28 protein-coding genes and 9 pseudogenes are annotated in these 25,415 nt (G+C 35.1%); 13 read left to right on the top strand and 24 right to left on the bottom strand.

What is annotated here, in order from left to right; genetic code table 11:
• The first annotated feature begins 74 nt into the window (after positions 1 to 74).
• From AAGD69_RS02200 to AAGD69_RS02190, 3 genes and pseudogenes are all read left to right on the top strand, one after another.
• Complete coding sequence (locus AAGD69_RS02200; protein ID WP_341812440.1) at positions 75 to 920, top strand: tetratricopeptide repeat protein; 846 nt, start codon at positions 75 to 77, stop codon at positions 918 to 920.
• 20 nt (positions 921 to 940) lie between these two features.
• Positions 941 to 1,066, top strand: a pseudogene (locus AAGD69_RS06950) (tetratricopeptide repeat protein); the annotation flags it as partial.
• A 143-nt stretch (positions 1,067 to 1,209) separates the two neighbouring features.
• Positions 1,210 to 1,377 (top strand): tetratricopeptide repeat protein, encoded by a 168-nt coding sequence (locus AAGD69_RS02190; RefSeq protein ID WP_341812439.1) that lies wholly within the window; start codon positions 1,210 to 1,212, stop codon positions 1,375 to 1,377.
• 75 nt (positions 1,378 to 1,452) lie between these two features.
• On the opposite strand, the gene odhB is transcribed toward AAGD69_RS02190, so the two are convergent.
• On the bottom strand, positions 1,453 to 2,625 hold the full coding sequence (gene odhB, locus AAGD69_RS02185; protein ID WP_341812438.1) for a 2-oxoglutarate dehydrogenase complex dihydrolipoyllysine-residue succinyltransferase: 1,173 nt from the start codon (positions 2,623 to 2,625) through the stop codon (positions 1,453 to 1,455).
• A 270-nt stretch (positions 2,626 to 2,895) separates the two neighbouring features.
• On the opposite strand from odhB, the gene AAGD69_RS02180 reads away from it, so the two are divergent.
• Positions 2,896 to 3,603, top strand: a complete 708-nt coding sequence (locus AAGD69_RS02180; RefSeq protein ID WP_341812437.1) for a pyridoxine 5'-phosphate synthase — start codon at positions 2,896 to 2,898, stop codon at positions 3,601 to 3,603.
• On the opposite strand, the gene AAGD69_RS02175 is transcribed toward AAGD69_RS02180, so the two are convergent.
• The 3 genes from AAGD69_RS02175 to rplM all read right to left on the bottom strand — a co-directional run bounded on the left by AAGD69_RS02175 (position 3,596) and on the right by rplM (position 4,978).
• Positions 3,596 to 3,907: an HU family DNA-binding protein gene (locus tag AAGD69_RS02175; RefSeq protein WP_341812436.1), complete on the bottom strand. Its 312-nt coding sequence runs from the start codon at positions 3,905 to 3,907 to the stop codon at positions 3,596 to 3,598. The genes AAGD69_RS02180 and AAGD69_RS02175 overlap by 8 nt on opposite strands.
• A 146-nt stretch (positions 3,908 to 4,053) precedes the next feature.
• Positions 4,054 to 4,509 carry a 30S ribosomal protein S9 gene (rpsI, locus tag AAGD69_RS02170; RefSeq protein WP_341812435.1) on the bottom strand — a complete coding sequence of 152 codons (456 nt, stop codon included), beginning with the start codon at positions 4,507 to 4,509 and terminating at the stop codon, positions 4,054 to 4,056.
• A gap of 10 nt (positions 4,510 to 4,519) precedes the next feature.
• A complete protein-coding gene (gene rplM, locus AAGD69_RS02165) occupies positions 4,520 to 4,978 on the bottom strand; it encodes a 50S ribosomal protein L13 (protein WP_253309391.1) in 459 nt (152 codons plus the stop codon).
• 132 nt (positions 4,979 to 5,110) lie between these two features.
• On the opposite strand from rplM, the gene AAGD69_RS02160 reads away from it, so the two are divergent.
• The 3 genes from AAGD69_RS02160 (at position 5,111) to AAGD69_RS02150 (ending at position 7,608) form a co-directional block, all read left to right on the top strand.
• Positions 5,111 to 6,358, top strand: a complete 1,248-nt coding sequence (locus AAGD69_RS02160; RefSeq protein WP_341812434.1) for a TolC family protein — start codon at positions 5,111 to 5,113, stop codon at positions 6,356 to 6,358.
• Positions 6,359 to 6,377: 19 nt separating this feature from the next.
• On the top strand, positions 6,378 to 6,953 hold the full coding sequence (locus tag AAGD69_RS02155; protein WP_341812433.1) for a DUF2497 domain-containing protein: 576 nt from the start codon (positions 6,378 to 6,380) through the stop codon (positions 6,951 to 6,953).
• Positions 6,954 to 7,029: 76 nt separating this feature from the next.
• Entirely contained in the window at positions 7,030 to 7,608 is a 579-nt protein-coding gene (locus AAGD69_RS02150; RefSeq protein ID WP_341812432.1) for an RlmE family RNA methyltransferase, read from the top strand.
• Between the two features lie 237 nt (positions 7,609 to 7,845).
• Here AAGD69_RS02150 and AAGD69_RS02145 read toward each other — a convergent pair whose 3' ends face one another.
• Together AAGD69_RS02145 and AAGD69_RS02140 are read right to left on the bottom strand one after the other, a co-directional pair.
• Positions 7,846 to 8,211 (bottom strand): hypothetical protein, encoded by a 366-nt coding sequence (locus AAGD69_RS02145; RefSeq protein WP_341812431.1) that lies wholly within the window; start codon positions 8,209 to 8,211, stop codon positions 7,846 to 7,848.
• 54 nt (positions 8,212 to 8,265) lie between these two features.
• Positions 8,266 to 9,474, bottom strand: coding sequence for a recombinase family protein (locus AAGD69_RS02140; RefSeq protein WP_341812430.1), 1,209 nt, complete (start codon positions 9,472 to 9,474; stop codon positions 8,266 to 8,268).
• A gap of 145 nt (positions 9,475 to 9,619) precedes the next feature.
• Between AAGD69_RS02140 and AAGD69_RS02135 the strand changes: the two genes are divergently transcribed.
• Positions 9,620 to 10,432: a transposase family protein gene (locus AAGD69_RS02135; RefSeq protein ID WP_410529862.1), complete on the top strand. Its 813-nt coding sequence runs from the start codon at positions 9,620 to 9,622 to the stop codon at positions 10,430 to 10,432.
• A 301-nt stretch (positions 10,433 to 10,733) separates the two neighbouring features.
• On the opposite strand, the gene AAGD69_RS02130 is transcribed toward AAGD69_RS02135, so the two are convergent.
• From AAGD69_RS02130 to AAGD69_RS02060, 15 genes and pseudogenes are all read right to left on the bottom strand, one after another.
• Positions 10,734 to 10,856: a hypothetical protein gene (locus AAGD69_RS02130; RefSeq protein ID WP_341812428.1), complete on the bottom strand. Its 123-nt coding sequence runs from the start codon at positions 10,854 to 10,856 to the stop codon at positions 10,734 to 10,736.
• 103 nt (positions 10,857 to 10,959) lie between these two features.
• Positions 10,960 to 11,439: an ankyrin repeat domain-containing protein gene (locus AAGD69_RS02125; protein WP_341812427.1), complete on the bottom strand. Its 480-nt coding sequence runs from the start codon at positions 11,437 to 11,439 to the stop codon at positions 10,960 to 10,962.
• A gap of 325 nt (positions 11,440 to 11,764) precedes the next feature.
• Positions 11,765 to 12,148, bottom strand: coding sequence for an ankyrin repeat domain-containing protein (locus AAGD69_RS02120; RefSeq protein WP_341812426.1), 384 nt, complete (start codon positions 12,146 to 12,148; stop codon positions 11,765 to 11,767).
• Between the two features lie 10 nt (positions 12,149 to 12,158).
• Entirely contained in the window at positions 12,159 to 12,551 is a 393-nt protein-coding gene (locus tag AAGD69_RS02115; RefSeq protein ID WP_341812425.1) for an ankyrin repeat domain-containing protein, read from the bottom strand.
• 193 nt (positions 12,552 to 12,744) lie between these two features.
• Positions 12,745 to 13,910, bottom strand: a pseudogene (locus AAGD69_RS02110) (phage tail protein).
• A gap of 47 nt (positions 13,911 to 13,957) precedes the next feature.
• Complete coding sequence (locus AAGD69_RS02105) at positions 13,958 to 14,701, bottom strand: baseplate J/gp47 family protein (protein ID WP_341812424.1); 744 nt, start codon at positions 14,699 to 14,701, stop codon at positions 13,958 to 13,960.
• A gap of 2 nt (positions 14,702 to 14,703) precedes the next feature.
• Complete coding sequence (locus tag AAGD69_RS02100; RefSeq protein WP_341812423.1) at positions 14,704 to 15,039, bottom strand: GPW/gp25 family protein; 336 nt, start codon at positions 15,037 to 15,039, stop codon at positions 14,704 to 14,706.
• A 2-nt stretch (positions 15,040 to 15,041) separates the two neighbouring features.
• Positions 15,042 to 15,296 (bottom strand): PAAR domain-containing protein, encoded by a 255-nt coding sequence (locus tag AAGD69_RS02095; RefSeq protein WP_341812422.1) that lies wholly within the window; start codon positions 15,294 to 15,296, stop codon positions 15,042 to 15,044.
• A gap of 8 nt (positions 15,297 to 15,304) precedes the next feature.
• A pseudogene (locus AAGD69_RS02090) lies at positions 15,305 to 15,406 on the bottom strand (phage baseplate assembly protein V); the annotation flags it as partial.
• A 61-nt stretch (positions 15,407 to 15,467) separates the two neighbouring features.
• Positions 15,468 to 16,301: pseudogene (locus AAGD69_RS02085) on the bottom strand (transposase family protein).
• Positions 16,302 to 16,364: 63 nt separating this feature from the next.
• Positions 16,365 to 16,745, bottom strand: a pseudogene (locus AAGD69_RS02080) (phage baseplate assembly protein V); the annotation flags it as partial.
• Positions 16,732 to 17,208, bottom strand: coding sequence for a hypothetical protein (locus AAGD69_RS02075; protein WP_341812420.1), 477 nt, complete (start codon positions 17,206 to 17,208; stop codon positions 16,732 to 16,734). The gene AAGD69_RS02075 and the pseudogene AAGD69_RS02080, both read right to left, overlap by 14 nt.
• A gap of 3 nt (positions 17,209 to 17,211) precedes the next feature.
• On the bottom strand, positions 17,212 to 17,670 hold the full coding sequence (locus AAGD69_RS02070) for a phage tail protein (RefSeq protein WP_341812419.1): 459 nt from the start codon (positions 17,668 to 17,670) through the stop codon (positions 17,212 to 17,214).
• Positions 17,671 to 17,712: 42 nt separating this feature from the next.
• Positions 17,713 to 18,018, bottom strand: a complete 306-nt coding sequence (locus tag AAGD69_RS02065; RefSeq protein WP_341812418.1) for a hypothetical protein — start codon at positions 18,016 to 18,018, stop codon at positions 17,713 to 17,715.
• A 98-nt stretch (positions 18,019 to 18,116) separates the two neighbouring features.
• Positions 18,117 to 18,989, bottom strand: a pseudogene (locus tag AAGD69_RS02060) (major capsid protein); the annotation flags it as partial.
• Between the two features lie 73 nt (positions 18,990 to 19,062).
• Here AAGD69_RS02060 and AAGD69_RS02055 point away from each other — a divergent pair.
• From AAGD69_RS02055 to AAGD69_RS02040, 4 genes and pseudogenes are all read left to right on the top strand, one after another.
• A pseudogene (locus AAGD69_RS02055) lies at positions 19,063 to 19,896 on the top strand (transposase family protein).
• A gap of 269 nt (positions 19,897 to 20,165) precedes the next feature.
• Positions 20,166 to 20,948: a DsbA family protein gene (locus AAGD69_RS02050; protein ID WP_341812417.1), complete on the top strand. Its 783-nt coding sequence runs from the start codon at positions 20,166 to 20,168 to the stop codon at positions 20,946 to 20,948.
• Between the two features lie 365 nt (positions 20,949 to 21,313).
• Entirely contained in the window at positions 21,314 to 21,544 is a 231-nt protein-coding gene (locus tag AAGD69_RS02045; protein ID WP_341812416.1) for a hypothetical protein, read from the top strand.
• A 55-nt stretch (positions 21,545 to 21,599) separates the two neighbouring features.
• Positions 21,600 to 21,926: pseudogene (locus AAGD69_RS02040) on the top strand (helix-turn-helix domain-containing protein); the annotation flags it as partial.
• A gap of 56 nt (positions 21,927 to 21,982) precedes the next feature.
• On the opposite strand, the pseudogene AAGD69_RS02035 reads toward AAGD69_RS02040, so the two are convergent.
• The 3 genes and pseudogenes from AAGD69_RS02035 to AAGD69_RS02025 form a co-directional block, all read right to left on the bottom strand.
• Positions 21,983 to 22,816: pseudogene (locus AAGD69_RS02035) on the bottom strand (transposase family protein).
• 55 nt (positions 22,817 to 22,871) lie between these two features.
• Positions 22,872 to 23,141 carry a hypothetical protein gene (locus AAGD69_RS02030; RefSeq protein WP_341812415.1) on the bottom strand — a complete coding sequence of 90 codons (270 nt, stop codon included), beginning with the start codon at positions 23,139 to 23,141 and terminating at the stop codon, positions 22,872 to 22,874.
• A gap of 111 nt (positions 23,142 to 23,252) precedes the next feature.
• The gene (locus AAGD69_RS02025; protein WP_264328606.1) at positions 23,253 to 23,432 is read right to left on the bottom strand and encodes a hypothetical protein; all 180 of its coding nucleotides are present in this window, start codon (positions 23,430 to 23,432) and stop codon (positions 23,253 to 23,255) included.
• A gap of 22 nt (positions 23,433 to 23,454) precedes the next feature.
• Between AAGD69_RS02025 and AAGD69_RS02020 the strand changes: the two genes are divergently transcribed.
• Positions 23,455 to 25,275, top strand: a complete 1,821-nt coding sequence (locus AAGD69_RS02020; RefSeq protein WP_341812414.1) for a heme lyase CcmF/NrfE family subunit — start codon at positions 23,455 to 23,457, stop codon at positions 25,273 to 25,275.
• The last annotated feature ends 140 nt before the right edge of the window (positions 25,276 to 25,415 follow it).

The raw sequence follows: 25,415 nt of genomic DNA, 5'->3' as shown, positions 1-25,415 counted from the left end.
TGTAGAAATATTTAGGATTAGAAAGTAATAAAGAAAAGTTAGGTGATGCTATCCAACTACTTAAGCAATATTTGATGATTAACTCAGGAGAAGAGCAAAGTTCAGTCAATATTCACAGGTTAGTACAGCAAGTAACAAGGATAGAGTTAGAAAAACAAGGCAAAGAGAAAGTTGTGAAAAAGACTTTTGAATTACTGAAAGAAAGCTTTCCTTATGGCAGTGATAAATTAGAAGATTATGCTAAGAAACGACAATTATTACCACATTTAGAAGCATTTTTATCACATATAGATAACTGGCTAAAAGAAAATCCTTTAAAAAAACAAACAATAGAGAAGGATTATCTTGTAGATTTGTTAATGTGGATGGATAATGGACACTCTGATTTAGGTAATCCTAGAGGACAAAAGGAATTGCTTGAACGGGCTTTACCTATCCTTAAGAAACATTATGGCTCTGATCATTTTACAGTTGCCATAATACTAGAAGACCTCGGCAATTCTTATGGCGCTTTGGGTAATCCTCAGAAACAAAAGGAATTGCTCGAACATGCTCTACCTATCCTTAAGAAATATTATGGCTCTGATCATTTTGAAGTTGCTAGAGCACTAGTAAGTCTCGGTACCGCTTATAGGGCTTTAGGTAACCCTCAAAAAGCAAAAGAGTTGCTTGAACGGGCTTTACCTACCTTTAAGGAATATTATGGCTCTGATCACTTTACATTTGCTATAATATTAGGAAACCTCGGTATTGCTTGTAGTACTTTAGGCAATTATAAGAAGGCAAAAGAACTGCTTGAACAAGCCTTAGCAATTCAAGAGAAACATTATGGCTTTGACCATTTCGAAGTTGCTAGAGCACTGACAAACCTCGGTATCACTTATTGTGCTTTAGGTAGCCCTCAGATTATAGGGCTTTAGGTAATCCTAAGAAGGCAAAAGAGTTACTTGAACAAGCTTTTACAATTCAAGAGAAACATTATGGGCCTAACCATTTTGAAGTTGCCAGGACACTGACAAACCTCGGTATCACTTATTATGCTTTAGGTAATCCTCAGAAAACAAGAGAGTTGCTTGAACAGGCTTTACCTATTTTTGAGAAACATTATGGCTCTGTTCATATTCAAGTTGCTAAGCTACTGGTAAGCCACGGTAGCGCTCATGGGGACTTAGGTGACCATAAGAAAAAAAGGAGCTGCTTGAACAGGCCTTGCCTGTTTTTGAGGAACATTACGGCCCTGATCATCCGGAAGTTGCCAAGCTACTGGCAGACCTATGTGACGTTTATGGTGCTCTAGGTGACCACAAGAAACAAGAGGAATTGTTTGAACGGGCTTTATCTATCTTTAAGGCACACCAGAGCCCTAACCATTTCTGAAGTTGTTAGGCTTCTGGCAGAACTAGATGATATTTAGGCTTTTAGCAACACTAGATTAACAACAACTCATTTGAGCTACACTTCCAAAATTAATCTATTTGGATCTTCTATGTAATTTTTTATTTTAACGAGGAAAGTCACTGCCCCTTTGCCATCAACTATTCTGTGATCATAAGAGAGAGCAATGTACATCATAGGTCTGATTTCTACTGCATTGCCCACGGCAACTGGCCTATTTTGTATTGAATGCATTCCAAGTATTCCAGATTGCGGAGGGTTTATTATCGGAGTGGAAAGGAGCGAGCCGTATACTCCACCGTTTGAGATGGTAAATGTTGCACCTTCCATTTCTGATACTTGTAATTTGCCTTCTCGTGCTTTTTTGCCAAGAGCAACTAAAGTCAACTCAATTTCCGCAAATGACATCTGATCAGCATTTCGAATAACTGGTACAACAAGACCTTTATCGGTGCCAACAGCAACACCTACGTCATAGTAATGTTTATATATGATCTCATCGCCTGAGATTTCAGCGTTAATTTCAGGGATCTCTTTCAGTGCTTGCACCGCTGCCTTTATAAAAAACGACATAAAACCAAGTTTTATTCCATATTTTTTTTCAAAAGTGTCCTTATATTTTGCTCTTAGATCCATGACATTTTTCATGTCAATTTCATTGAACGTGGTCAGTATTGCGGCAGTATTTTGCGACGCTTTCAAACGAGCGGCAATTACTTGCCTTATTTTGCTCATTTTTATTCGTTCTTCTCTTTGCTCTCCACTTACTACACTTTTTGGCAATTCATATTGTTTTATTGCAGGCTGTTCTGCTTTGTTCATATGGCCTATCACATCTGCCTTTGTTACTCTGCCTCCCATGCCAGTTCCTTTGACACTTTCTGCATTAATTGCATTTTCTCCCATAATTTTGCGAGCTGATGGAGCATCTTTTTTAGCAGAACTTTCTCTTTTATCTTCTTTTCTCGCTTCCTCTTTTACTTCTCCCACAGAAAGCTTCGCTAACAATTGATCAGGACTTATCAAATCATCTTCCTTTACAAGAAATTCAGTTATTTGCCCTGAAGCTTCTGCAGTTAATTCAAGCGCTGTTTTGTCAGTCTCAATTTCAAAGATCAAGTCATCTACTTTTACTGCTTCTCCAATATTTTTCTTTATTTTTACTATACCTTCCGTAACTGACTCACCACCAAGAGTTTTTGGCGCTCTGATTTCTATAATTTTGCTCATAAAACAACTTCCGTATAAAACTTTCTATAGATTTATACATGAAAAGAGATATGTAATAAACTAATAAATTCATTGAGGCTCTTATCATTTAGAAGTGACAAACGGATAACATACTCCCAAATGTCATTCCAGCGCGTGACGCTAGGCCATAAAAATTCCTTGACAAACTCCGCCAGCCCCTTCTCTCGGCTATGGTATTGCTAATCAAACAATGACTATGCAAAAGACCTAATAACATGTATAATCCATAAATAATTTTTGAGGTAGATTGTGAAACTAGGCGTTAATATTGATCACGTTGCAACCCTCCGCAACGCACGCGGAACTTCCTACCCAGATCCATTGAAAGCAGCAGAAATAGCCATTGACGCTGGAGCAGACTTTATTACTGTACACTTACGAGAAGATAGAAGGCATATTAGAGATGAAGATGTATTTAACCTAAAAAAAAGCATTAGTACTGAGCTAAATCTTGAAATTGCAGCCACGGAAGAAATGCTTGAAATAGCAAAAAAGGTAAAACCCTATTCGATTAGTATAGTACCAGAAAAAAGAGAAGAATTAACAACCGAAGGTGGCCTGGATATCATTAATATGCACAGCAAACTTTCTAGTATAATAGAAGAAATGCATAGCTCTAGCATAAAAGTCTCACTGTTTATCGATCCAAATATTAATCAACTAAAATATCTTGAGAAGCTAGAGATAAAACCTGACATAATAGAAATTCACACAGGGAATTACTGTGATAATCCATCAGAGAAAAAGTTACAGTTAATTACTAATGCTGCAGAGTACGTCAATAAATTAGGAATAGAATGCCACGCAGGACATGGCATAACTTATAAACATGCTAAGAAGATGACAAGAATACCTCACATCTCAGCTCTTAACATAGGCCACTATTTAATTAGCGAAGCTGTATTTTATGGCTTACACAGCGTAGTAAAAACAATGAAAATGATAATGTCTAACTAACTGCTGCTTTTTCCTTCTCATTTAAAATACTTAAAAGAGTTTGGCTTGCTTTAAATTTTATCCTTGTCTTTTCAGGAACAGTCATGATCTCACCATTTTGGGGGTTACGACATTGTTTCTCCTGACTTATAGCAGTAGAAAATGTTCCTATTCCATGCAAACGTATTTCACCTTTCCCATGCAGCTCATCCTTTATTATTTTAATAAACGCATCATGAATCTTGCTCAAATCAGATTTTGTTATATCTATATTCTGACCAGAACAATCTTCCTTTAATTGTTTTATTATATCTTCTTTACTCATAAATTACCTTAATATTGAAAAAATCACACAAATAGCATATTATGTTGACACCGATAGTCAACTAAATTCATCACAAAAATAGAGGATATCATACACTTTTGCAAATATTTGTATAATACTTACAAAAAAACACCACTATGAAATAACTATCTCTTAGAAAATTGACACTTTTTCCGAGCTTTATGTTGACCATATTTCTTACGTTCAACAACACGCGAATCTCTAGTTAAGAACTCATCATTACGTAATATAGAATGCAAATCTTGGCTTACACTACTTAAAGCTCTGCTTATTCCATGAGCTAGAGCACCTGCTTGACCAGATAGCCCTCCACCTTTTACAGTTGCAAATACATCATATTTGTCTAACGTAGAAGTTGCTACAAATGGCATTTTCACTATTTGGCACACTGACTCTCTTTTAAAATAAGAAATTAGATCGCCTTTTTTGTTAACACTAAATTTTCCACTTCCCGGCTTTATCCATACTCTTGCTGCAGATTCTTTTCTTCGGCCTGTAGCATATAAACGACCAAGCGAATCAACTGCTGATTTAATTGTCTTTTCTGACCAATCATTATTATTTATTGTAGAACTCTTCATTTTTACTCCATTACTTTTTATTTTTACGATTCAAAGAGGCAAAATCTATCTTTTCAGGTTGCTGCCCTTGATGCTTATGCTCTGAACCAGAATAAACATACAAATTTTCAAAGCGTCTACGCGCCATAGGGCCATCATCAAGCATCCTTTTCACTGCCATTTTTATTACACGCTCAGGAAATTTGCCATTTAAAATATTATCTGGAGTAGTTTTCTTCAAACCACCAGAATAACCTGTATGCTTATAGTAAATTTTATCTTTAAGCTTCTTCCCGGTAAAATGCACCTTTTCTGCGTTGATAATAATTACATTATCGCCACAATCCATATGAGGTGTATACTCAGGTTTATGCTTTCCACGTAATAGTGTCGCTACAAATGCTGCAAGCCTTCCTACCACTAATCCTTCTGCATCTATGACAAACCATTTTTTGTCGATTTGTTTCTCTTTTAAGAAAAAAGTTTTCATTGTAATTTAACTAAAAAATAGTAAGCTACTATATACTTAATTTCTCAATAGTGTCAACAATATTAGTTATTGATTATTAAAGTAATTTATGTTAGTAATTGAGCTGCGCAACCAATATGCACAGGAAATAGAATGTTTCGATTGATTATTATACTTGCGATCATTTTTGGTACTATAAGTTGCTATGCAACCGATGTGGGAGAAGTTATAAGCAAAGCGATCAAAAATAGCTCAAAAATAAAATCTCAATTTTACCAATATAAAAGCGCAGAAAAACAGCTTAAGTCTTCTGGGTTAGCTGGATTTTTACCTGACATTAGTTTGCAGTACAATTTTGATAGTAATTTTAATTTTTATAATCAACCTAATTTACCTGGAAAACGTCTGATATTAAGCCAAAGGATAATAGATGGCGGTGTCACCTTTGCCACATTCAGTCGATCAAGTCATCTTCTCAAAGCAGAAAAAATGCGATTTCAGCAATTAAAACAAGAGGTTGCACTTAATGCTGTGAAAGCATATGTTGGTGTTTTACAAAAGACAGAAATATTAAAGCTCAGAGAACATAAAGAACGCGTTTCTTTGGAACATTTGTCAGCTATGAAAAAACGCTTTTCCCTTGGAGAGGTAACCAATGCTGAAGTTTTGTTAGCAAAAGCAAAATTTTCGTCTTCTATATCCGAAAGAGTTGATGCTGAAGGTAAATTAAAGTTGGCAAATATTGCTTATTATCATTTGATTGGCGAAGATGCTGATGACCTTTCTGAGGCTAATGATAAACTACTTTCTGTTCCAGAGCTAAATGAATGTTTACAATTAGCAAGAACCAATAATTTATCCCTAAAAGCAGCAATTTATCAAAAAAGAGCAGCCGGAATGGAAGTGATTGCTGAGAGCTCCAAGTGGCTTCCTTCTTTAAATCTCACTTTAAATCTCAGCGCAAGCAAAAATTTTGGGGAGGATGGTATAAAATTAGACAGGCTGTTAGAAAATGTTCACGTAGTTTTTACTCTTGATGTTCCAATTTTTAAAAAAGGAGCGAATGCTTTTGGTGTCAGTAGAGCTAAAATGGATGCAAAAAAATCTACCTACGATTATTATGAAACAGTAAAAAATATAGAACAAGCAGTTGTAAATGCTTGGAATAATGTGCTAACAGCAAAAGCCATTATTAAAGCAAGTCAAGAAGCGGAAAAAGCAGCAGCTTTAGCATTGGAAGGAGTTGAGCAAGAGGTAAACTTAAGTTTAAAGAGTACATCTGACCTTTTGGACACTGAAGATGCATTATTTAAAGCACGTTCAGACTTAGTTGAAGCAAAAAGCAATTATGTGATTAGTGTTTATAATTTGCTTTTTATAATAAATAGTATAAATCTCTAAATTTAATGGTATTAGCACTATGCATGATGAACAGGGCAATCAATCTGTAAAAGATATCCTAGAAGATATAAAAAAAGCTATATCGGGTAAAAACGCAAGTAACGATAAAGCAGAAATAAAGGATGAAAATGATGATGTGCTATGCCTTGAAGAAGAGTATCCAGAAGACATGGAAGAAGATGGCAAAAAAGAAAATGGTAAAGAAGAGGACATTGATAATGATGACCAAAGTGAGGAAATGGCTTGCAACAATAACCAATTTAATGGCCATAGCTACAATTCAGAAGAAAAAAAAGATATTTATTTGTACGATAATATCCAAATGAGTAATAACAAAGCGAGTAATAGCGGCTTACAAGCGCAAAATAACGATCATCTAATTTTAAAAGAGAATATCGAAGAGATCAAAGCGCTGCTTGGAAAAATGCAAAACGAATTGCAGCATAAACAACAAAAAAGAGCGAATCTTACTGTTGAAGAATTAGTTACATCTCTTTTAAAACCTCAGCTCTCAGAATGGCTGAATAAATATCTACATGCACTGGTAAAAGAAGTAGTTGAAAAAGAGCTCAAAGATATAATCAATAATAAGTAGGGTATTAGCAATAAAAACTAGAGTAAAGACGGCTAGAGGCAGAAAACTATCTTCAACAAGGTGGCTACATCGTCATTTGAATGATCAGTATGTGCGAAAAACTAGCAAGGATGGTTATAGGTCACGCTCAGCATATAAGCTGGTAGAAATGGATAATAAATTTAAATTATTCCAAGAAGGGCAAAAAATTATTGATCTTGGTGCTTCTCCTGGTGGATGGTCACAAGTCGCGTCTCAGAAAGGTGCAAATGTAGTTGCTCTTGACATGAAACCAATGAACGCAATTAATGGAGTAGAGTTTATACAATGTGATATTATCAATGGGCTTGAAATTTTAAGAGAAAAATTCAAGGATCAAAAATTTGATGTAATTTTATCTGACATGGCGCCCGAATCTTGTGGTTTAAAATCGTTGGATCATATCAGAATTATGCTTTTATGTGAGGCAGCGCTCAATTTTGCAAAGCATTTCTTGAGCCATGGTGGCACGTTTATAGTAAAAATTTTCCAAGGAGAATCTGATAAAGATTTTTGTAACGAGCTAAAAAAAATGTTTAAAACAGTAAAATATTTTAAACCAAAGTCAAGTAGATCTGAATCTACAGAAATGTATTTGGTAAGTTTAGGCTTTATTGGCAGCAGACCTCCTATATAATATTAACCCAGGTAGCCCGCAGAAACGAAAAAACTTCCTTGACAAACTCCGCCAGCCCCCTCATCATAACACTGAAGCTATTTATTTATCTTCGCAATCTCTGCAGTGGATTAATGACAAAAAAACTTAATGTATTTGGCGTAAATCATGCTTAATTTTTTGCACTATGTGCACCTCATGTCTTTATAAAACTTTTAGGTTTCTACCTATACAAGCCGAAACGCGCTTATAAAGCGTTTAAAACAGTAAAACGCGTTTAATACAATGTTGCAAATTCTCCTCCTGCGCTAGTTCTTTGATCCGAAATGCTACTTCCACCTTATCAAGACCAATGTTAATTTGCTTTATCAATGTCCTAACAATACCACGTTTAGTTTGCCAATCTAGGTAGTCTAGGTTCGATTTAACACTAGAATAAAAACCCTTTATTCTATTGATAATAATGCTCATTCTCTCCTGTAGTGTCTTTTGATCAATAACTTTTTTCTTCTCTTTTTCTACCACTTTTAAACGTTCATTAAGTTTTTCTTTTGTCCGCTTAAATTCTCCCTCGCTTATATATCCTTTCTCTCCTGCATTTTCTTGACTATAATAATCTTCCATTAATTTTTCGATACCTTCTTTTATTTGATTTTCCCTTCTTGCAAATTCTTCATCTTATGATTCATCATTTTTCTTTTCTGAAGCTCTACTTTGGTACTCCTTTTTAATCCTCTCTGGGTTCTTTAACAAACTTTTTACTTCTTCCCATATAACCATTTCTAACATATCTGCACGGATATATTTATTGCTACATTTATCGTGACTATTAATCATAACACGCGCATTACAACGATAGTAGCTATATGTTTTTTCCCCACTTTCCCAATGCGAACCGGTATAAGCATATCCACAGTTTTGACATACAACTAGACCTTGTAGTAAATTTTTCTCTTTTCTTTTCACTTTCTGCATTCTTGCTCTTTTTTTATTTTCCTTCAGCTGCTCTTGTACTATATCAAATAATTCTTCATCAACTATTTTTAGTACTGGTATACCAATCCAATTCTCTTTATCTGTACGGTGAACAGAAATTTTTTTCATCTTTCGTTTACACCTTCTTCCTGTTGCCTTCCATGATGCTGTTTCAATCTTTTTTAATCTACCAAAAGCTGCTAGTCCTTTATATGTAGGATTTTTTAACATGCCACTAATCGTTGCTGGATACCAATTCTCCTTTCCACTTCTTGTTCTTATTGACCTATCTCTTAGTCTACGTATAGCTGCACTTATACTTATTCTTTCTTGACCTATCCACTCAAATAGTTCGCGCACTACTTTTGCTTCCTCTTCATTTATTTCATATTTGGCTTCTCCTGTTACATGCCTTTTTATATATTGATAACCATAAGGTGCTTTGCTCATTACACTTACACAACCTTTTTTTGCTCTATGGCGTTTTCCTCTACGACTACGTTCCATAGTCTTTGCACATTCATATTCTGCCACTAATCCTTGCATTCCTAGCAACAATTTGGACTCTGGATTATTTTCTGTCTTATGATTTAAGAATATTACTTCTACTTCTGCTTTCTCAAACTCGTCAAGTAATACTGTTTGGTATGCAGATTTTCTTGACAACCGGTCAGGTGAATGAATATAAATTTTATTAATTTGGCCTTCTGCTACTCTATCACGTAACGTATCTAAACCTTCACGCTCTAAATTCCACCCACTAAAGCCATTATCCTTAAATTCATACTCATCTAACAACTCATATTTGTCTTCAGCAATTCTACTCTTAAGTTCTGCAATTTGGCTCTCTATTGTATTGTTCTGCGCTTGGCTCCTCGATGAAACTCTCGCATACAAGGCCACTGTTGTCATTTGTTTCTACCTCCTTTTCGTTGTTTCTTTTTACCGCATACCATAAGACCTGCTGCAAAAGGTGATTGAAAAAATAATGTGAGAGAAGTAGAAGAAGAATAAGCAGATTGAGTAAGGTAAAAAAATGAGCTTTAGTTACTATAACATGAAGAAACACCCAAGAAACTTTCGTAATATAACAGGTTTAACTATAGAGGAGTTCGAAAAGGTAGTGGAAAAAGTTAGGTCTGGGTGGGAAAGAGTTGAAAAACAGAAAAAGTGCCATGGTAGAAGATCACAACTACCAACTCTAGAAGATAAGTTATTTTGCGTAATTTTGTACTATCGCACTTACATAACACATAGATTTTTAGGGTGCCTGTTCAATGTGCACAACGCAAATGTATGTAGGTTACTGAAGAAAATAGAGCCATTACTTGCCAAAAAAGTTACTATAACAAAAGATAGAAGTATGACACCAGAAAAAATACTGAAGATTCTGGCTGATGTTACAGAACAGCAAATACAGAGACCAGAAGATAGTAAAAAACGGAAGAAATCATATTCAGGAAAAAAAAGAACCAACACTATGAAAACTGAGATTGTTATCGAAGAAGGTGGAAGAATTTTATCAGTGTCAAATTCATATCGTGGTAGAATTAATGATTTTCGCATAAGGAAACAAGAAAAATATTTACCAATCGATAGCATAAAATATGCCGATTCTGGATATCAAGGTTGGCAAAAATTGCAAAGCAATGTTATAACTCCATATAAAAAGTATCGTAAAAAGCCATTAACTCCAGAGCAGAAAGAGCATAATAGAAGATTAGCATCATTTAGAATGAGAGTAGAAAATAAGATCCGTGAGATAAAGATATTTAAGATTATGTCTCATATTTACCGCAATTTTCAGAAAAAATACGACCTGAGGTTCAATATTATTGCTGGTATTGTGAATCTTAAGCACGCCTTTTAGTTAACCTTGATTTTAGTCACCTTCCTTTCCTTCTTTTTATTGCTTGATTCGCAGCAGGTTTTTAGTAACAGCTCGTAAGCGTCTGATAGATGATTATCTGCTAACTTATCAGGCTCATATCGACAAGTCACAGTTAACGTTCTTTTTCTCATAGTTTTTCCCCATAAATGTTTTCTTAGTTCAGGAGCTTACCCACCCCTTTTTCCCATAAATCCATTTATCATTGCGAAAAAAACGCAACTGTTAATCTTTATTTCTCTCAGCTTTTATGCAAAATTTTAGAAACACATAGCTGCATCCTCTATCTTTCATCAATTAAGCACTCTCCCAAATCATCAAATAATTGTCCCTTTTCCCTCAGCTCTTCCAACGCTTTTTTCTCTAAATTCAATACTTTCTTTTCTATTTCTTCCTTTTTTTCCATATACCTTCAGCTCTCAGTCTTTCATATCTTCTTCTATCAACTCTTCCTTTGCCACTATCACACCTGCTGCTGATACGACCCTTATTTTTTCTATGAACTCTCTCTATTTATTTGCCATTTTTACGTTCTCTAACACTTCTTTTATCTCTTTATAATTTCTCGCATAATCCATTGGGGTTTTGCCAAATTTATCCTTTTGCTCTATATTCGCTCCGGCTTTTACTAGCTCTTCTACTATTTTTATCTCTGCCACCATGCAGGCAAGGTGCAACGGAGCAAATTTGCTACTTCGTTCCACTGCGTTTACCTCCACTCCTGCCTTTATCAGCTCTTTTGTATTTTCTACACGGTGCCCCATTACTGCTAAGTGCAGTGGTCTATATTGTCCCGCATCCGCCACATTTATATCTGCTCCTTTTTGGATTAATAACCTCACTTTTTTTGGATCTGGCATGCCTACCACGTAATGTAGTATCGTCCTTCCTTTTGTGTCTTTTTTATTAATATTTTCTATTGAGTTATCTAATACTTCTTTCCACGACTTATTAAATTCTTCTCTTTCTTTCTTACTAAATTTTACCATAACTTTCCTCAGCTTTTAATGCAATATAAAGTGCCTCCAATTTGGCTCACTTTAGCGCTTAGCAAATCTTGTTTATTTACTAGCTACTTTTTCACTTAGGACTGTTTTGGCATAAAAAGCAAGTTTTTTTTTGCTAAATTTACACATTTTTTCCACATATTATATTAAGATATAAATCTATATGCTTAATCTGTTAAATAATAGCATCTACCTCCTGCTGTTGTCAGCTTTTCTCTCTTTCTTTTAAATTTAGGCTTGATTTCCCCTATTTTTCCTATTATCTTGTAGCCAACCTTTTACTCCCTTCTCTTACAGAAAGCTCTTTTTATAGCCCTTTTATCTTCTCATCCATATCTTCTAGCTCTTTTTCCACTTCCATCAGTACCTTCTTGACCAATGGCGCTTCTTCTAACTTTTCCCTTATTTCTTCAAACCTTCTTTCTCCTTTTTCTTTTAAATCTAGGCTCAATATCGCATCTACTGTCCGCTCCGATAACTCCTTTAGTTTTTCTAGCAACTCTCGCATAATACATTGCTGTAATGCCAACTCTTGATCTACTTTGGCTCCAGCTTTTACTAGCTCTTTTATTATCTCTTTTGTTTCTCCTGTCTTGCATGCTATATGTAGTGGTGTATATCCTTTTTGGTCTTTCGCATTTACGTCACCTCCCGCTTCTAATATTGCCCTCACGTTCCCTATTTCCCTCATAAATACTGCTTCATGCAGGGGGGGTCCTTCCTATTTCATTTCCTATATTTACTTTTGACCCTCCTTTTATTAGCTCTCTTACCGTCTCTTCATACCCCATTAGGCTCGCATAATGTAATGCCGTATTTCTCTTACCGTTTCTAGCATTTACATCTGCTCCTTCTTCCAACAGTACTTTTACATTCTCTACCTTTCCATAGAATGCTGCTAGGTGTAATGGTCTGTCTCCGCTATTATTTTCTATATTTATTTCTGCTCCTTTTTCTATTAGTAACTTTATTACTTTTTCATCAGAAAGGTATGCTGCTAAATGCAACACAGTGTTACCATCTTCTCCTCTCTCATCTATTTTTCTAAATGAATTCTCCTTTAATTTTTCTAGTCTTTTATTTAAAATGAACATCTTAGTTACCCCACTATAAAAACATACATAAAATGGCCAATTTGGCTCATTCTAGCGTAAAGTAAACTTCTTATGTTTACCCACTACTATTCTAGTTATGCCTGTTTTGACATCAAAAAGCAACTTCTTTTTTTCAAAAAACACACATTTTACCAAATCTTAATGTAGTGTATGAAGATATAAATATATGTATTTAATTCATTAAGCATATAGGTTGTTTTTCTTCCCAGGACCTGTTCAAATGTCGATGTTCGTGCCATGTTAGTACACCTGGGTAAAACACTAAAATGTAATTTTCCGGTTCATGTATTGAATCCTTTTGCTCTGAATTTAAATCGCTTTCAAAATGAACATTGTGTTCTGCTAAACCAAATCTTATAACTTTTTGATCGGTAGAGTTTTCTACTTTGTAATGATAGGTAACGCTAAACCTTTCTAAAATTGGCTTGTACTTTAAGTTCCACAGTTCTTCAGACAGTTTACTACTTCCTAGTAAAAATTTACTTCCTTTTTCTTCCACACTACCAACTGGAAAACATGCGTTTATTTCCCCCAATTTCCAACTGTCCGATAATACTATCTGCGCTTTAGGCAAATTTAATCTCAGGTAATAAGCTCTGTGGTAGCGGATATAACGTTTTTAAATTATTCCACTGATGACTTCTTTCATAAATACCGTTATAATTCTTTGTGTGAGGCTCGGTTTCTCCAAGTATTGCTACATCTAGCCTATACAGATCATTACTTAATGCCTGCTCATAATGAATCCGAAAAGTACCAAACTTAAAAGTTGGATTTAAGATTTTTAGCTCAAATGTGTTCTTCCGACCAAATGATAACACTGGCTCATCTTTTTCTATTTTTACCCTTGAATAATCCGATAACAAACTGCCAAAAAAGCTTTCATCTAAAATAAATCTTCCAATATTATAGTGGTCATTGAAAAGCCTCATTAACCTCGATCTTGAAGGTAGTGATAGTTTTGCTAGGTTCTACAACTGCATCAACGAAGAAGTCGTTTGGTACGTCTCTTATCCCTATCTGTAATTCAAAAAAGTGTTCTCCAGGTGGCTCTTCAATAATTGTAATATCTTCATTTATATTTGCCCACTTCAGTGCTATTTTCAGTGACGCCGGTGTTCCTCTTAAACGCTGAAATTTTATTCCTTCTTTTATCGCCTTTCTTTTGTCTTTTACCCAGCGTAGAATTTCCCCCAATCCATATTCTTCAACCAAACACGGCAATATTTTTTTCCCTAGGCTAAATTTAAATCCTTTTACACAGCTTGGGTCTACTTTGTAATCGATTGCATCAATCAGCGCTTTTTCTTGTTTTGTTGCGTTTGGCGGTAATAGCATTAATTTAACTCAACATTTAAACTTCTTAAGGCAGCACACTCATTCCCCTATACCACAACATCTTCTCTTGGCTCGATTAATTCTACGTTTTCTACCCCATCCACAAACAGGTTGGCTATAATCCATGATTTCGTTACTTTCCATCCTAATCTTTTCGTTGTTTCAAATTTTTCTATAAATTGCTTCTTCACCGTTTCAATAATATCTGGTCTTTTAATGCTAATTCTACTGTGGATATCTACTTCTATAATATTGCAACTTACCACTTCAATTGTATCTGTTAAAATCCTCACATCCTCCCTGTTTAGCTGATTTCTGACAATTTCTAGTAATTCTTCTGGGGGTATGCCAGTTGTGGATAATTGTGTTGATAAGATCGAAACTTGTACTTTTCCTGGTACAGGTGATTCTACTAATGCATCTTTTACTCTCGTATCTGCTGATAATGCATAATACCGATAATTTCCTCCAGTACTCCAGCCAACTATCTTTGCTTTAATCCTTTTCCTAAAATTTTCATCTTTTTCTTCTTTTTCCCTTTCAACTCCGTAAAATTCAGCTAAATTATCAAGATCATTTCCCGTCGCAAACTTAAGTAAATTACTTTTTACCGCTTCGTTTATTCTTTCTCTCAGCAAAAGTTCTCGCCATGCTGCTATTTCTAAGATCTTTATCGCTGGATCGCTTTCAATAAGAGCAGTAAAGCTTGGGTCACGAAGAACTAACTCTTCCTTCATTCTCGAGAATATTTCTTCATAGCTCAGTTTTTCAATTATCTCTGGCTGCTGCATTTTTAAACAACTACTCCATTAATATTTATGAACTTACCTTCTGAAAGATAGACACCTTCTAAATCCAATGTTACTCTCCCTTCTTTTACGTCTGTTATCTTCACTTTCTCTAATTTAAACCTTCTCTCCCATTTTTGTAGAGCTTCTGCTGTGGCCGAGAAAATTTCCAGCGTAAAATCCCTATTGATTGGCTTGTCAACTAATTCAAATACTCTAGAACCATACTCCCGTTTCATAATCCTTGATCCTATAGGAGTGGTTAAGATATCAATAATTGATTGTTTAAGATGGTCTATTCCTTCTAATTCTTTACCTGTTTCTTTGCTCATCCCTTTCATTTTTAGCCTGCAAACACGTTTTCACTTCCACTTATTACCTTAAAACCACAAGATACTGAATCCCCAACTCTTCCTATACCATGACCATTTGCAAACACTGCTTTCAACCCTTGTGCCATTACCTTACCTTCTGTAAAACTATCTCCTTGCCGACAAACTGGTCTTCCGTTTACAAGTATATTTCTGCTTCCACTTATACAAAAATGCGGCAACGCTTCCCCGCAGTGATCTCCTAGGCATATAACTGATTTATTCATTCCTTTTCCTAATTTAGATTTATTCTTTGTGCCTTAAGTTTTATTCCATCCTTTGTCATCTCTACGCTTGATCCTTCTACTTTCAACGTTATTTTATCTACTACATCTATAGACCTGCTGCGAATCAAGCAATAAAAAGAAGGAAAGGAGGATGACTAAAATCAAGGTTAACTAAAAGGCGTGCTTAAGATTCACAATACCAGCAATAATATTGAACCTCAGGTTGTATTTTTTCTGAAAATTGCGGTAAACATGAGACATAATCTTAAATATCTTTATCTCACGGATCTTATTTTCTACTCTCATTCTAAATGATGCTAATCTTCTATTATGCTCTTTCTGCTCTGGAGTTAATGGCTTTTTACGATACTTTTTATATGGAATTATAACATTGCTTTGCAATTTTTGCCAACCTTGATATCCAGAATCGGCATATTTTATGCTATCGATTGGTAAATATTTTTCTTGTTTCCTTATGCGAAAATCATTAATTCTACCACGATATGAATTTGACACTGATAAAATTCTTCCACCTTCTTCGATAACAATCTCAGTTTTCATAGTGTTGGTTCTTTTTTTTCCTGAATATGATTTCTTCCGTTTTTTACTATCTTCTGGTCTCTGTATTTGCTATTCTGTAACATCAGCCAGAATCTTCAGTATTTTTTCTGGTGTCATACTTCTATCTTTTGTTATAGTAACTTTTTTGGCAAGTAATGGCTCTATTTTCTTCAGTAACCTAAATACATTTGCGTTGTGAACATTGAACAGGCACCCTAAAAATCTATGTGTTATGTAAGTGCGATAGTACAAAATTACGCAAAATAACTTATCTTCTAGAGTTGGTAGTTGTGATCTTCTACCATGGCACTTTTTCTGTTTTTCAAGTCTTTCCCACCCAGACCTCACTTTTTCCACTACCTTTTCGAACTCCTCTATAGTTAAACCTGTTATATTACGAAAGTTTCTTGGGTGTTTCTTCATGTTATAGTAACTAAAGCTCATTTTTTTACCTTACTCAATCTCTTATTCTTCTTCTACTTCTCTCACATTATTTTTTCAATCACCTTTTGCAGCAGGTCTTATCTCAAGATGATGATTCTCCTTTTCATACGATAATTTTGTTCCATCTTTAAATACTACACTACTTACTTCTTTTTTACTTTCCGGAGGAGGATACTTTTCCTGATATATTGCAGGTAACACCACCCCTAATGACAACTCTCCATATGGCGATAATACTATTACTTGCTCATCAATATTCGGCGCAAACCAACTTCTATCTTCTCCTGCTCTTGCCGTTACCCACGGAAGCCAATCGGTTATAAACTCTCCTACTTTTACCCGCACTCTCGCTTTTTCATAATCTACTTCTTTAATAAGCCCAATACGGATAATATTCGCTAACTTCCTATTCAGCTCTGAAATCGCAAAATTATGGTCCAACACGTACGTCACCTATCTCTATAATATGCGGCTTAATTCCAGTTTCTGACCACACTGACTTCCCTACATGGATTTCATTCACCCATTCAACCATCCACACTAGATATGCATCTAATTCTGGCCTAAAATCATCTCCTCCTGCTGATAAAAACTCTCCAGGTGCAATATTTTTCATGTTCCAAGTATTTTTACTTACAACCCTTGCAACTTCCGCTGCCAGTGCCCTTACAACCACCAAGCAATTCTCAACTGTTCCATCAACTACAATTCTCGCTTCAAATCTTGCTCTTAGCGCCAATTCCTCTGTTCCCGGATCTTTCCCTGGTTCTAAACTTGCAAGCTCTACAAACACTGCTGGCGCTATTATTTCCCGACGTTCTGTTGGATACATTTCGCACGTTTGTATTGCTGGGATTTCTTCTTTTAGCGTTGTGCAAATCTTCTGATGTAGATCTCTCCAAAACATACGTTATGATCCTCTTAAAATAAAATTAAGTTCATGGTCGAAATACTTCTCAAATACTCTTTCTACTTCATTATCAACTAACTCTTTCATTATTTTCCGAGCTTGCGTGTTTACTTTAATTTCATCTATTGGTAACGGTGTCATGTACCTTCTTTTGAATATTCCTATGTGACCATTTTTCATCGTTGCTATAAATGCTCCTTCATACGTACGGCTTCCTACTTTTGCTCCTATCTTTGTCTGTTTTATGCTCCCAAGTTTTGCTACTCCTATCCACTGCGAACTGAGCTTTACTATCGACCATAAACGCTTTCTATTTGCTTTATCCACACTTAACTTTTTTCTCATTGCTTTTTTTGGTATTTGTTTTGCTTGTTTGACAGTTTGCGATCTTACCCATAGTGCTGTTTTGTTTAATACCCTCACCGTCGCTTTTTCCACTTTTTTCCTTTCAGCATCCATACTTTGTATAATACTACCGGTGACTTCGATGTTAATACGCATTTATACCCTCGACGCTTGAATTTTCCAGATCATTCCAGAGTTATCTCTGAGTGGCGGTGAGTGTACTCTGTATCTACAACTAGCTATGGAAAAAGTATCTCCCACCATTGGCTTTAATACATCAAACACACTTACTTCTAAAGTCAAAATTTCTCCTACAAATTGTCCTTCACCAATTCCATATAATTTATCTGACTGTTGCTTTAATATCTGCACCATGTATGACTTATCCTTTGATTCATACAACGCTTGCTGCCCCAGATGTGCAAAACAATCTGCAAATAATCTTTTTATTTTTTCTTGCATACCTTACCTTTATGCACTAATCTCTAAATGCTAAGAAGGGACATACAGGTAGAGTATTTCCATCCCTCACCACTTTTGTAGTTGCTCTACCAGTATTGTTATGCTGCAACGACCTTGACTAATATTCCTGGACAATGGCACATTGGTAAAGGATTTGACTGAGTATGTAAATCGGTCCCTCTATCAAATCTTCTTGGCTCTTGTTTTGCATATAATGGCTGTCCAAGGGTATTCACTGTTTCATTGAAGTCCGCTAGGGAAAAGTATGTCGTAAATGTGCTTGCTGTTCCTAGTGGAAAACAGTGTCCCGTGTCTTTTTCTATAAATCTTCTCACAATTCTTTCAGGGTCAGTTGCTTGCCCTCTATACTCCTCAAATGTTATTCCACAGAACGTAAATCCTGATCTCATATCATTCCGAAGTGCCGCTCCTTCTTGCCATCTCTCCTATGCTTCTTTTACTTTAGCATGAGAAGTTAGTGCATCAAAAAACTCAGGACTTACCAACGCATGAATCCCAGTCATATATTCACCACTTAAGTTATCCTCAACATGTCTCAATACTTCCAGAAACTTACGCTTGACATCGGTGGTTGCTGTTCCCAGTGCAAAATTTACTACTTTTGGCGTAATTTCAAATTCGTTATAAAGGTTCAATAACTCGCTGCCATCTGCGTCTAAAATTATTCCTTTGAGCGCCCCCATCCGCAAATGTTCTAACGTTATCGCGTGCTTGTTTCTCATCAATTCCAGATGATCTGTTACCACGTTAGCCAACGCTTTCAGTTCATTCTCTGACCCAAATGCTCTTATCCCTTGCACTTCCTCAGGTAACACTACGTCATCATGGGGAATATGTGGTATCGTAAATGTTCTTATTTTTCGTTTTCCACGTTTTCCCACTGTTGCTGGTGCTCCGGGAACTTGAGTTGGTAATAAACTCAATACTCCGTTTTGCTCTTCTATAGACCTGCTGCAAAAGGTGATTGAAAAAATAATGTGAGAGAAGTAGAAGAAGAATAAGCAGATTGAGTAAGGTAAAAAAATGAGCTTTAGTTACTATAACATGAAGAAACACCCAAGAAACTTTCGTAGTATAACAGGTTTAACTATAGAGGAGTTCGAAAAGGTAGTGGAAAAAGTTAGGTCTGGGTGGGAAAGACTTGAAAAACAGAAAAAGTGCCATGGTAGAAGATCACAACTACCAACTCTAGAAGATAAGTTATTTTGCGTAATTTTGTACTATCGCACTTACATAACACATAGATTTTTAGGGTGCCTGTTCAATGTTCACAACGCAAATGTATTTAGGTTACTGAAGAAAATAGAGCCATTACTTGCCAAAAAAGTTACTATAACAAAAGATAGAAGTATGACACCAGAAAAAATACTGAAGATTCTGGCTGATGTTACAGAATAGCAAATACAGAGACCAGAAGATAGTAAAAAACGGAAGAAATCATATTCAGGAAAAAAAAGAACCAACACTATGAAAACTGAGATTGTTATCGAAGAAGGTGGAAGAATTTTATCAGTGTCAAATTCATATCGTGGTAGAATTAATGATTTTCGCATAAGGAAACAAGAAAAATATTTACCAATCGATAGCATAAAATATGCCGATTCTGGATATCAAGGTTGGCAAAAATTGCAAAGCAATGTTATAATTCCATATAAAAAGTATCGTAAAAAGCCATTAACTCCAGAGCAGAAAGAGCATAATAGAAGATTAGCATCATTTAGAATGAGAGTAGAAAATAAGATCCGTGAGATAAAGATATTTAAGATTATGTCTCATGTTTACCGCAATTTTCAGAAAAAATACAACCTGAGGTTCAATATTATTGCTGGTATTGTGAATCTTAAGCACGCCTTTTAGTTAACCTTGATTTTAGTCACCCTCCTTTCCTTCTTTTTATTGCTTGATTCTCAGCAGGTCTTATGCTCCGCGCGCCTCTGCTACCAAGTCTTCTGATGAACTTTGTGGTAATGTGCTTGAGTTTTATTGTGTAAAGTTTGCATTTGAGGCAAAACTGGTTATAAAATACACTTGATATAAATGTTTTCATATATTAATATTAGATGCTTCTTTTAATATACAGATAATGTGTACTAAAGTTTTATGTTGTAGGTTTTTAAATAAATTGTATGTCTAGAATATCGTTTTTATTGATCCTTATACTGGCAGTAGCAAGTTTACCAGTAATAAACAATTGGCTTTCAAATCTCAGCCAAATGCTAAGCGATGATTATATAGGTGAGAAATTAGATAATTATATAAGTAGAAATTTTGATAAGATCATAAAAACTCTCAAAGAGGAGTCGATTAAAAGTAGTTACGCTGCTCGAGATAATGTGACCAAAAGTAAAATTTCACAATACAAGGATCAAATATTTGACCTTACTTATCCTTACTCCGGAAATGAAAATAGTAGTGTTATAGCTGTAGGTTTCTTTGACTATTCTTGTGGATATTGCAAGACTATAAAAGACGATATAAAACAGTTAATTAACGACGGTAAAATTAAGTATATCTTTAGGGATGCTCCAATACTTGGTAATGACTCTTTAAGGGCAGCAAAAAGCGCTTTAGCTGTTTACTTTATTGATAAAGAAAAATATTTCGACTTTCACTATTCTGCTTTAAGTTACAAAGGAGGATTTTCAGACGAAAGCATATTGGATATAGTGAAAAGCATAGGGATTGATGAGGACGATTTTAATAGTTCCATGAAAAATAATGCAAACAAAATTGAGCAAATGATAAATGGCAGTAAGCTCCTAGTAAGAGATTTGGGAGTAGGTGGCACACCTTTTTTAATAATTGGGGATAGTCTGTTTGTAGGAGCAACTGATTTGAATGTATTACGCAAAAAAGTAGATGAATTAAGTCGCAAGCAAAAACTAGCTTCAGCGATTAATTTGCTATAAAATTTTATTTTTTTACTTGACAATGTAAACGAATCTAATTATGAATGTGACAAGTAGCAATACGTATAAGATACGCAGTAGCTCAAGAAAAGCAGGTGATGCCTACAGTCGAGCATAACCTTAGCCTGCAAAGGTTAACTAATCCATTAAAAAGTGTTAAACTCAATATATAATTACCATTCTAGAGTTACAATATGAAAGAGCTTAATTATACAAGAGAACCAATTGCTCTTTTTTGACAAATCAAAGAAAAGAAAAAATCAAGTGATTTACTGCATAATTTAAAAAATGCTTGTCCCAAAAATCTAAACATAGGAATTGCTATAAAGACAGGAGATTGCTTTTTTGACTCCGTGGCTCAAGGGTTGAATGAGTTAAATATAAAACCTGGTTATCGTTTTACCGCAAAATCATTAAGAAAAGATTGTGCAGATTATGCTAGAGCAAATAGAAGGCCAGGTTTGTGGGTTTATGAAGCGGTAATAAAAGATGCTGGTATTGGTGGTTACTCTGTTAAGCTAGAAGGCCCATATGGTCCTATACAAGATCCAAAAACTAAAATAAATATAACAAGACCTGCTGCAAAAGGTGATTGAAAAAATAATGTGAGAGAAGTAGAAGAAGAATAAGCAGATTGAGTAAGGTAAAAAAATGAGCTTTAGTTACTATAACATGAAGAAACACCCAAGAAACTTTCGTAATATAACAGGTTTAACTATAGAGGAGTTCGAAAAGGTAGTGGAAAAAGTGAGGTCTGGGTGGGAAAGAGTTGAAAAACAGAAAAAGTGCCATGGTAGAAGATCACAACTACCAACTCTAGAAGATAAGTTATTTTGCGTAATTTTGTACTATCGCACTTACATAACACATAGATTTTTAGGGTGCCTGTTCAATGTTCACAACGCAAATGTATTTAGGTTACTGAAGAAAATAGAGCCATTACTTGCCAAAAAAGTTACTATAACAAAAGATAAGACCTGCTGAGAATCAAGCAATAAAAAGAAGGAAAGGAGGGTGACTAAAATCAAGGTTAACTAAAAGGCGTGCTTAAGATTCACAATACCAGCAATAATATTGAACCTCAGGTTGTATTTTTTCTGAAAATTGCGGTAAACATGAGACATAATCTTAAATATCTTTATCTCACGGATCTTATTTTCTACTCTCATTCTAAATGATGCTAATCTTCTATTATGCTCTTTCTGCTCTGGAGTTAATGGCTTTTTACGATACTTTTTATATGGAATTATAACATTGCTTTGCAATTTTTGCCAACCTTGATATCCAGAATCGGCATATTTTATGCTATCGATTGGTAAATATTTTTCTTGTTTCCTTATGCGAAAATCATTAATTCTACCATGATATGACTTTGACACTGATAAAATTCTTCCACCTTCTTCGATAACAATCTCAGTTTTCATAGTGTTGGTTCTTTTCTTTCCTGAATATGATTTCTTCCGTTTTTTACTATCTTCTGGTCTCTGTATTTGCTGTTCTGTAACATCAGCCAGAATCTTCAGTATTTTTTCTGGTGTCATACTTCTATCTTTTGTTATAGTAACTTTTTTGGCAAGTAATGGCTCTATTTTCTTCAGTAACCTACATACATTTGCGTTGTGCACATTGAACAGGCACCCTAAAAATCTATGTGTTATGTAAGTGCGATAGTACAAAATTACGCAAAATAACTTATCTTCTAGAGTTGGTAGTTGTGATCTTCTACCATGGCACTTTTTCTGTTTTTCAAGTCTTTCCTACCCAGACCTCACTTTTTCCACTACCTTTTCGAACTCCTCTATAGTTAAACCTGTTATATTACGAAAGTTTCTTGGGTGTTTCTTCATGTTATAGTAACTAAAGCTCATTTTTTTACCTTACTCAATCTGCTTATTCTTCTTCTACTTCTCTCACATTATTTTTTCAATCACCTTTTGCAGCAGGTCTAATGTTACAAACGATGTTTTTTACAACTTTTTCAGCTGCTGCATAATCTATTTCTTTTGCAAAGCAGTCAACAAATGATTGCCAAACTTTTTTATTAACAAGCTTACTTGTCTTATTTTCAAAATCTTCTCTACTTTTGAATCCTAAAATAGTATAGAGATTTTTTTCAACTATTGGTTCGGCATGTTGTTTTGCCACTTTACCTTTTATATTGAATGGAAATTTACTAATCTTAGTTGTACCCACAATGTTACCTCAATATTAACGCTATCTATAAAAGCATAAAGATTTAATATTTAATTTTTAACTAATGCCAGCATTACTAGCACAGCTAACTACGGAGGCATTATGCTAGCATCAATAGCAAGCATCAATTAACACTTTAACTTCTAACTTGTCATCAGTAATATTGTTTATATAAAAACTATAATTTTTTATGCCTGAACTTGGGAATATATTGCTATTGGTAGCCTGCTTATTGTCTTTGACATATTTGTTTTTACCGCTTAGTTCTTGTCGGTTTATTACCACTGCCATATTTTTTTGTGTATCAACATCAATGGCTATTTTGATCTACTGCCACATTACAAATGATTTCTCACTCGAAAACGTATATTACCACTCACACACAACAAAACCTTTGATCTATAAGATTTGTGGAGTTTGGGGAAATAAAGAAGGGTCTATGTTGCTTTGGACATTAGTGCTTACCTTTTACCTATTTCTGATGGGTATTTTTACTGATAACGACAGTAAATTGAAGAAAGTATCCTTGATCACCCAAGGCTTGATTTGCTTTTGTTTTTTACTGTTCACTTTACTTGAATCCAGCCCCTTCACTAAAATGCCAAGCGTTGAAAAAGATGGATTGGGTTTTAATCCGATATTGCAAGATATAGGACTTGCTATTCATCCACCGATATTATATTTGGGGTACCTTGGATTTAGCGTTCCTTTTTCGCTCTCTATAGCTGGATTAATTGCAAATACTGAAGGAAATGTTTGGGCTAAAATTGTCAGGCCTTGGGTACTTATTTCTTGGTCGCTGCTCACTTTGGGCATCAGCTTGGGTAGCTGGTGGGCATATCGCGAACTTGGGTGGGGTGGATTTTGGTTTTGGGATCCAGTGGAAAACGTTTCTTTGATGCCGTGGCTAATTGCAGTGGCGCTGACACATTTGTTGCTCGTTGTACGAAATTTCAATACTTTAAGGAATTTCGCTATTTTACTTACGCTTACAACTTTTATATTGAGTGTAACTGGAACATTTCTAGTCCGCTCAGGAATACTCACCTCAGTGCACACGTTTGCAGATGACTCAAGGTATGGACTATATATATTAGCTCTACTTGGTGTAATTACAGTCAGTAGCTTAGTAATATTTGTAGTGTTTACGAGAAAAAATCGCACATCTTTCCAGTGCTCAACATTGGAATCCAGAAAGAAATCTGCTACTCAAGTGACAGAGGGTAGAAGATTCTTTTCACGCCTTACGATGATGCTGATGAACAATTTATTATTCATCACTGCCTTTTTCATCGTGTTCGTTGGCACTTTATACCCTACAGTGCTTGAGTATTTAACCGGTGAATTAATTTCAGTTGGAGCACCATATTACAATTCTTTATTTAATCCTATTGCACTGGCTATTCTAGTGCTCACCATGATCGGGCAATACTGCCGTTGGCAGGGAAATAGTCTATTGCCAATATTCCGTGAATATAGATTTTCATTCTGCAGTGCTGCAGCTATTTTGCCGTTTATCTTTCACATGGAGCTAATAATTGTGCTATCAATTACTATCTCCATAGCATTATTAATCTTTGTTTTAGAAGCATACAGTAAAAGAATTCGTTTATTTAAGAGCGAATCAATTTTATTAGCAAGAAGAGTTTCTAAATCCTACTATGCAATGATGCTTGCTCATGCTGGAGTGGCAATTCTAGTGCTTGGTATAGCTTATTCAGTTGGTTGGCAGGAGAAAAAAGAAAATTACTTTAAAATAGGGGATAGCATAACAGTCAATAAATTTAAAGTTACTTTGCAAAATATTGAGCTAATAAAAGAAAAAAATTTCCATGCAGTGAGAGGTACAATGGATATCAGGAATTTGCTGAATAACAAGATATTGGGTGAAGTAACTCCTGAATATAGATTTTACCTTGCGGAAGGTCAGAAAAATGTTGAAAGCAGTATCTACCACAATTTGCTTTCTGATATTTATGTTGTAATTGGAGAGATTGATAAGAGTAAGAGCAAAATTGCAGCTAAAGTGCACTATAAACCTGGAATGTCTATAATCTGGCTTGGATCCTTTCTCATCGCTTTTGGTTCGCTCCTTGCCGCTTTTCCTTCTAGTGGACGAATAAAGGTTGTCTAGCTGTGGGTTATCACGGTATTTAGGAAGGGTTATATTAAATCTCATTAAGAAAGAGAGGCATCTTATAAAAGCTCACAACAAAAATTTCATATAGTTATTACTATAGATAAGACCTGCTGCAAAAGGTGATTGAAAAAATA

The organism is Wolbachia endosymbiont (group A) of Conops quadrifasciatus, assembly GCF_964027015.1.
Taxonomy (GTDB): domain Bacteria; phylum Pseudomonadota; class Alphaproteobacteria; order Rickettsiales; family Anaplasmataceae; genus Wolbachia.
Note: the sequence above shows the minus strand (reverse complement) of the source record. Positions and strands in the feature narration are given on the sequence as shown.

Excerpts from the sequence above, each read along its gene's own strand:
- AAGD69_RS02200 (WP_341812440.1), top strand. The coding sequence starts at position 75 with ATGATTAACTCAGGAGAAGAGCAAAGTTCAGTCAATATTCACAGGTTA.
- odhB (WP_341812438.1), bottom strand. The coding sequence starts at position 2,625 with ATGAGCAAAATTATAGAAATCAGAGCGCCAAAAACTCTTGGTGGTGAG.
- AAGD69_RS02175 (WP_341812436.1), bottom strand. The coding sequence starts at position 3,907 with ATGAGTAAAGAAGATATAATAAAACAATTAAAGGAAGATTGTTCTGGT.
- rpsI (WP_341812435.1), bottom strand. The coding sequence starts at position 4,509 with ATGAAGAGTTCTACAATAAATAATAATGATTGGTCAGAAAAGACAATT.
- rplM (WP_253309391.1), bottom strand. The coding sequence starts at position 4,978 with ATGAAAACTTTTTTCTTAAAAGAGAAACAAATCGACAAAAAATGGTTT.
- AAGD69_RS02160 (WP_341812434.1), top strand. The coding sequence starts at position 5,111 with ATGTTTCGATTGATTATTATACTTGCGATCATTTTTGGTACTATAAGT.
- AAGD69_RS02155 (WP_341812433.1), top strand. The coding sequence starts at position 6,378 with ATGCATGATGAACAGGGCAATCAATCTGTAAAAGATATCCTAGAAGAT.
- AAGD69_RS02145 (WP_341812431.1), bottom strand. The coding sequence starts at position 8,211 with ATGGAAGATTATTATAGTCAAGAAAATGCAGGAGAGAAAGGATATATA.
- AAGD69_RS02140 (WP_341812430.1), bottom strand. The coding sequence starts at position 9,474 with ATGACAACAGTGGCCTTGTATGCGAGAGTTTCATCGAGGAGCCAAGCG.
- AAGD69_RS02135 (WP_410529862.1), top strand. The coding sequence starts at position 9,620 with ATGAAGAAACACCCAAGAAACTTTCGTAATATAACAGGTTTAACTATA.
- AAGD69_RS02130 (WP_341812428.1), bottom strand. The coding sequence starts at position 10,856 with ATGGAAAAAAAGGAAGAAATAGAAAAGAAAGTATTGAATTTAGAGAAA.
- AAGD69_RS02125 (WP_341812427.1), bottom strand. The coding sequence starts at position 11,439 with ATGGTAAAATTTAGTAAGAAAGAAAGAGAAGAATTTAATAAGTCGTGG.
- AAGD69_RS02120 (WP_341812426.1), bottom strand. The coding sequence starts at position 12,148 with ATGAGGGAAATAGGGAACGTGAGGGCAATATTAGAAGCGGGAGGTGAC.
- AAGD69_RS02115 (WP_341812425.1), bottom strand. The coding sequence starts at position 12,551 with ATGTTCATTTTAAATAAAAGACTAGAAAAATTAAAGGAGAATTCATTT.
- AAGD69_RS02105 (WP_341812424.1), bottom strand. The coding sequence starts at position 14,701 with ATGCAGCAGCCAGAGATAATTGAAAAACTGAGCTATGAAGAAATATTC.
- AAGD69_RS02100 (WP_341812423.1), bottom strand. The coding sequence starts at position 15,039 with ATGAAAGGGATGAGCAAAGAAACAGGTAAAGAATTAGAAGGAATAGAC.
- AAGD69_RS02095 (WP_341812422.1), bottom strand. The coding sequence starts at position 15,296 with ATGAATAAATCAGTTATATGCCTAGGAGATCACTGCGGGGAAGCGTTG.
- AAGD69_RS02075 (WP_341812420.1), bottom strand. The coding sequence starts at position 17,208 with ATGTTTTGGAGAGATCTACATCAGAAGATTTGCACAACGCTAAAAGAA.
- AAGD69_RS02070 (WP_341812419.1), bottom strand. The coding sequence starts at position 17,670 with ATGGATGCTGAAAGGAAAAAAGTGGAAAAAGCGACGGTGAGGGTATTA.
- AAGD69_RS02065 (WP_341812418.1), bottom strand. The coding sequence starts at position 18,018 with ATGCAAGAAAAAATAAAAAGATTATTTGCAGATTGTTTTGCACATCTG.
- AAGD69_RS02050 (WP_341812417.1), top strand. The coding sequence starts at position 20,166 with ATGTCTAGAATATCGTTTTTATTGATCCTTATACTGGCAGTAGCAAGT.
- AAGD69_RS02025 (WP_264328606.1), bottom strand. The coding sequence starts at position 23,432 with ATGGCAGTGGTAATAAACCGACAAGAACTAAGCGGTAAAAACAAATAT.
- AAGD69_RS02020 (WP_341812414.1), top strand. The coding sequence starts at position 23,455 with ATGGCTATTTTGATCTACTGCCACATTACAAATGATTTCTCACTCGAA.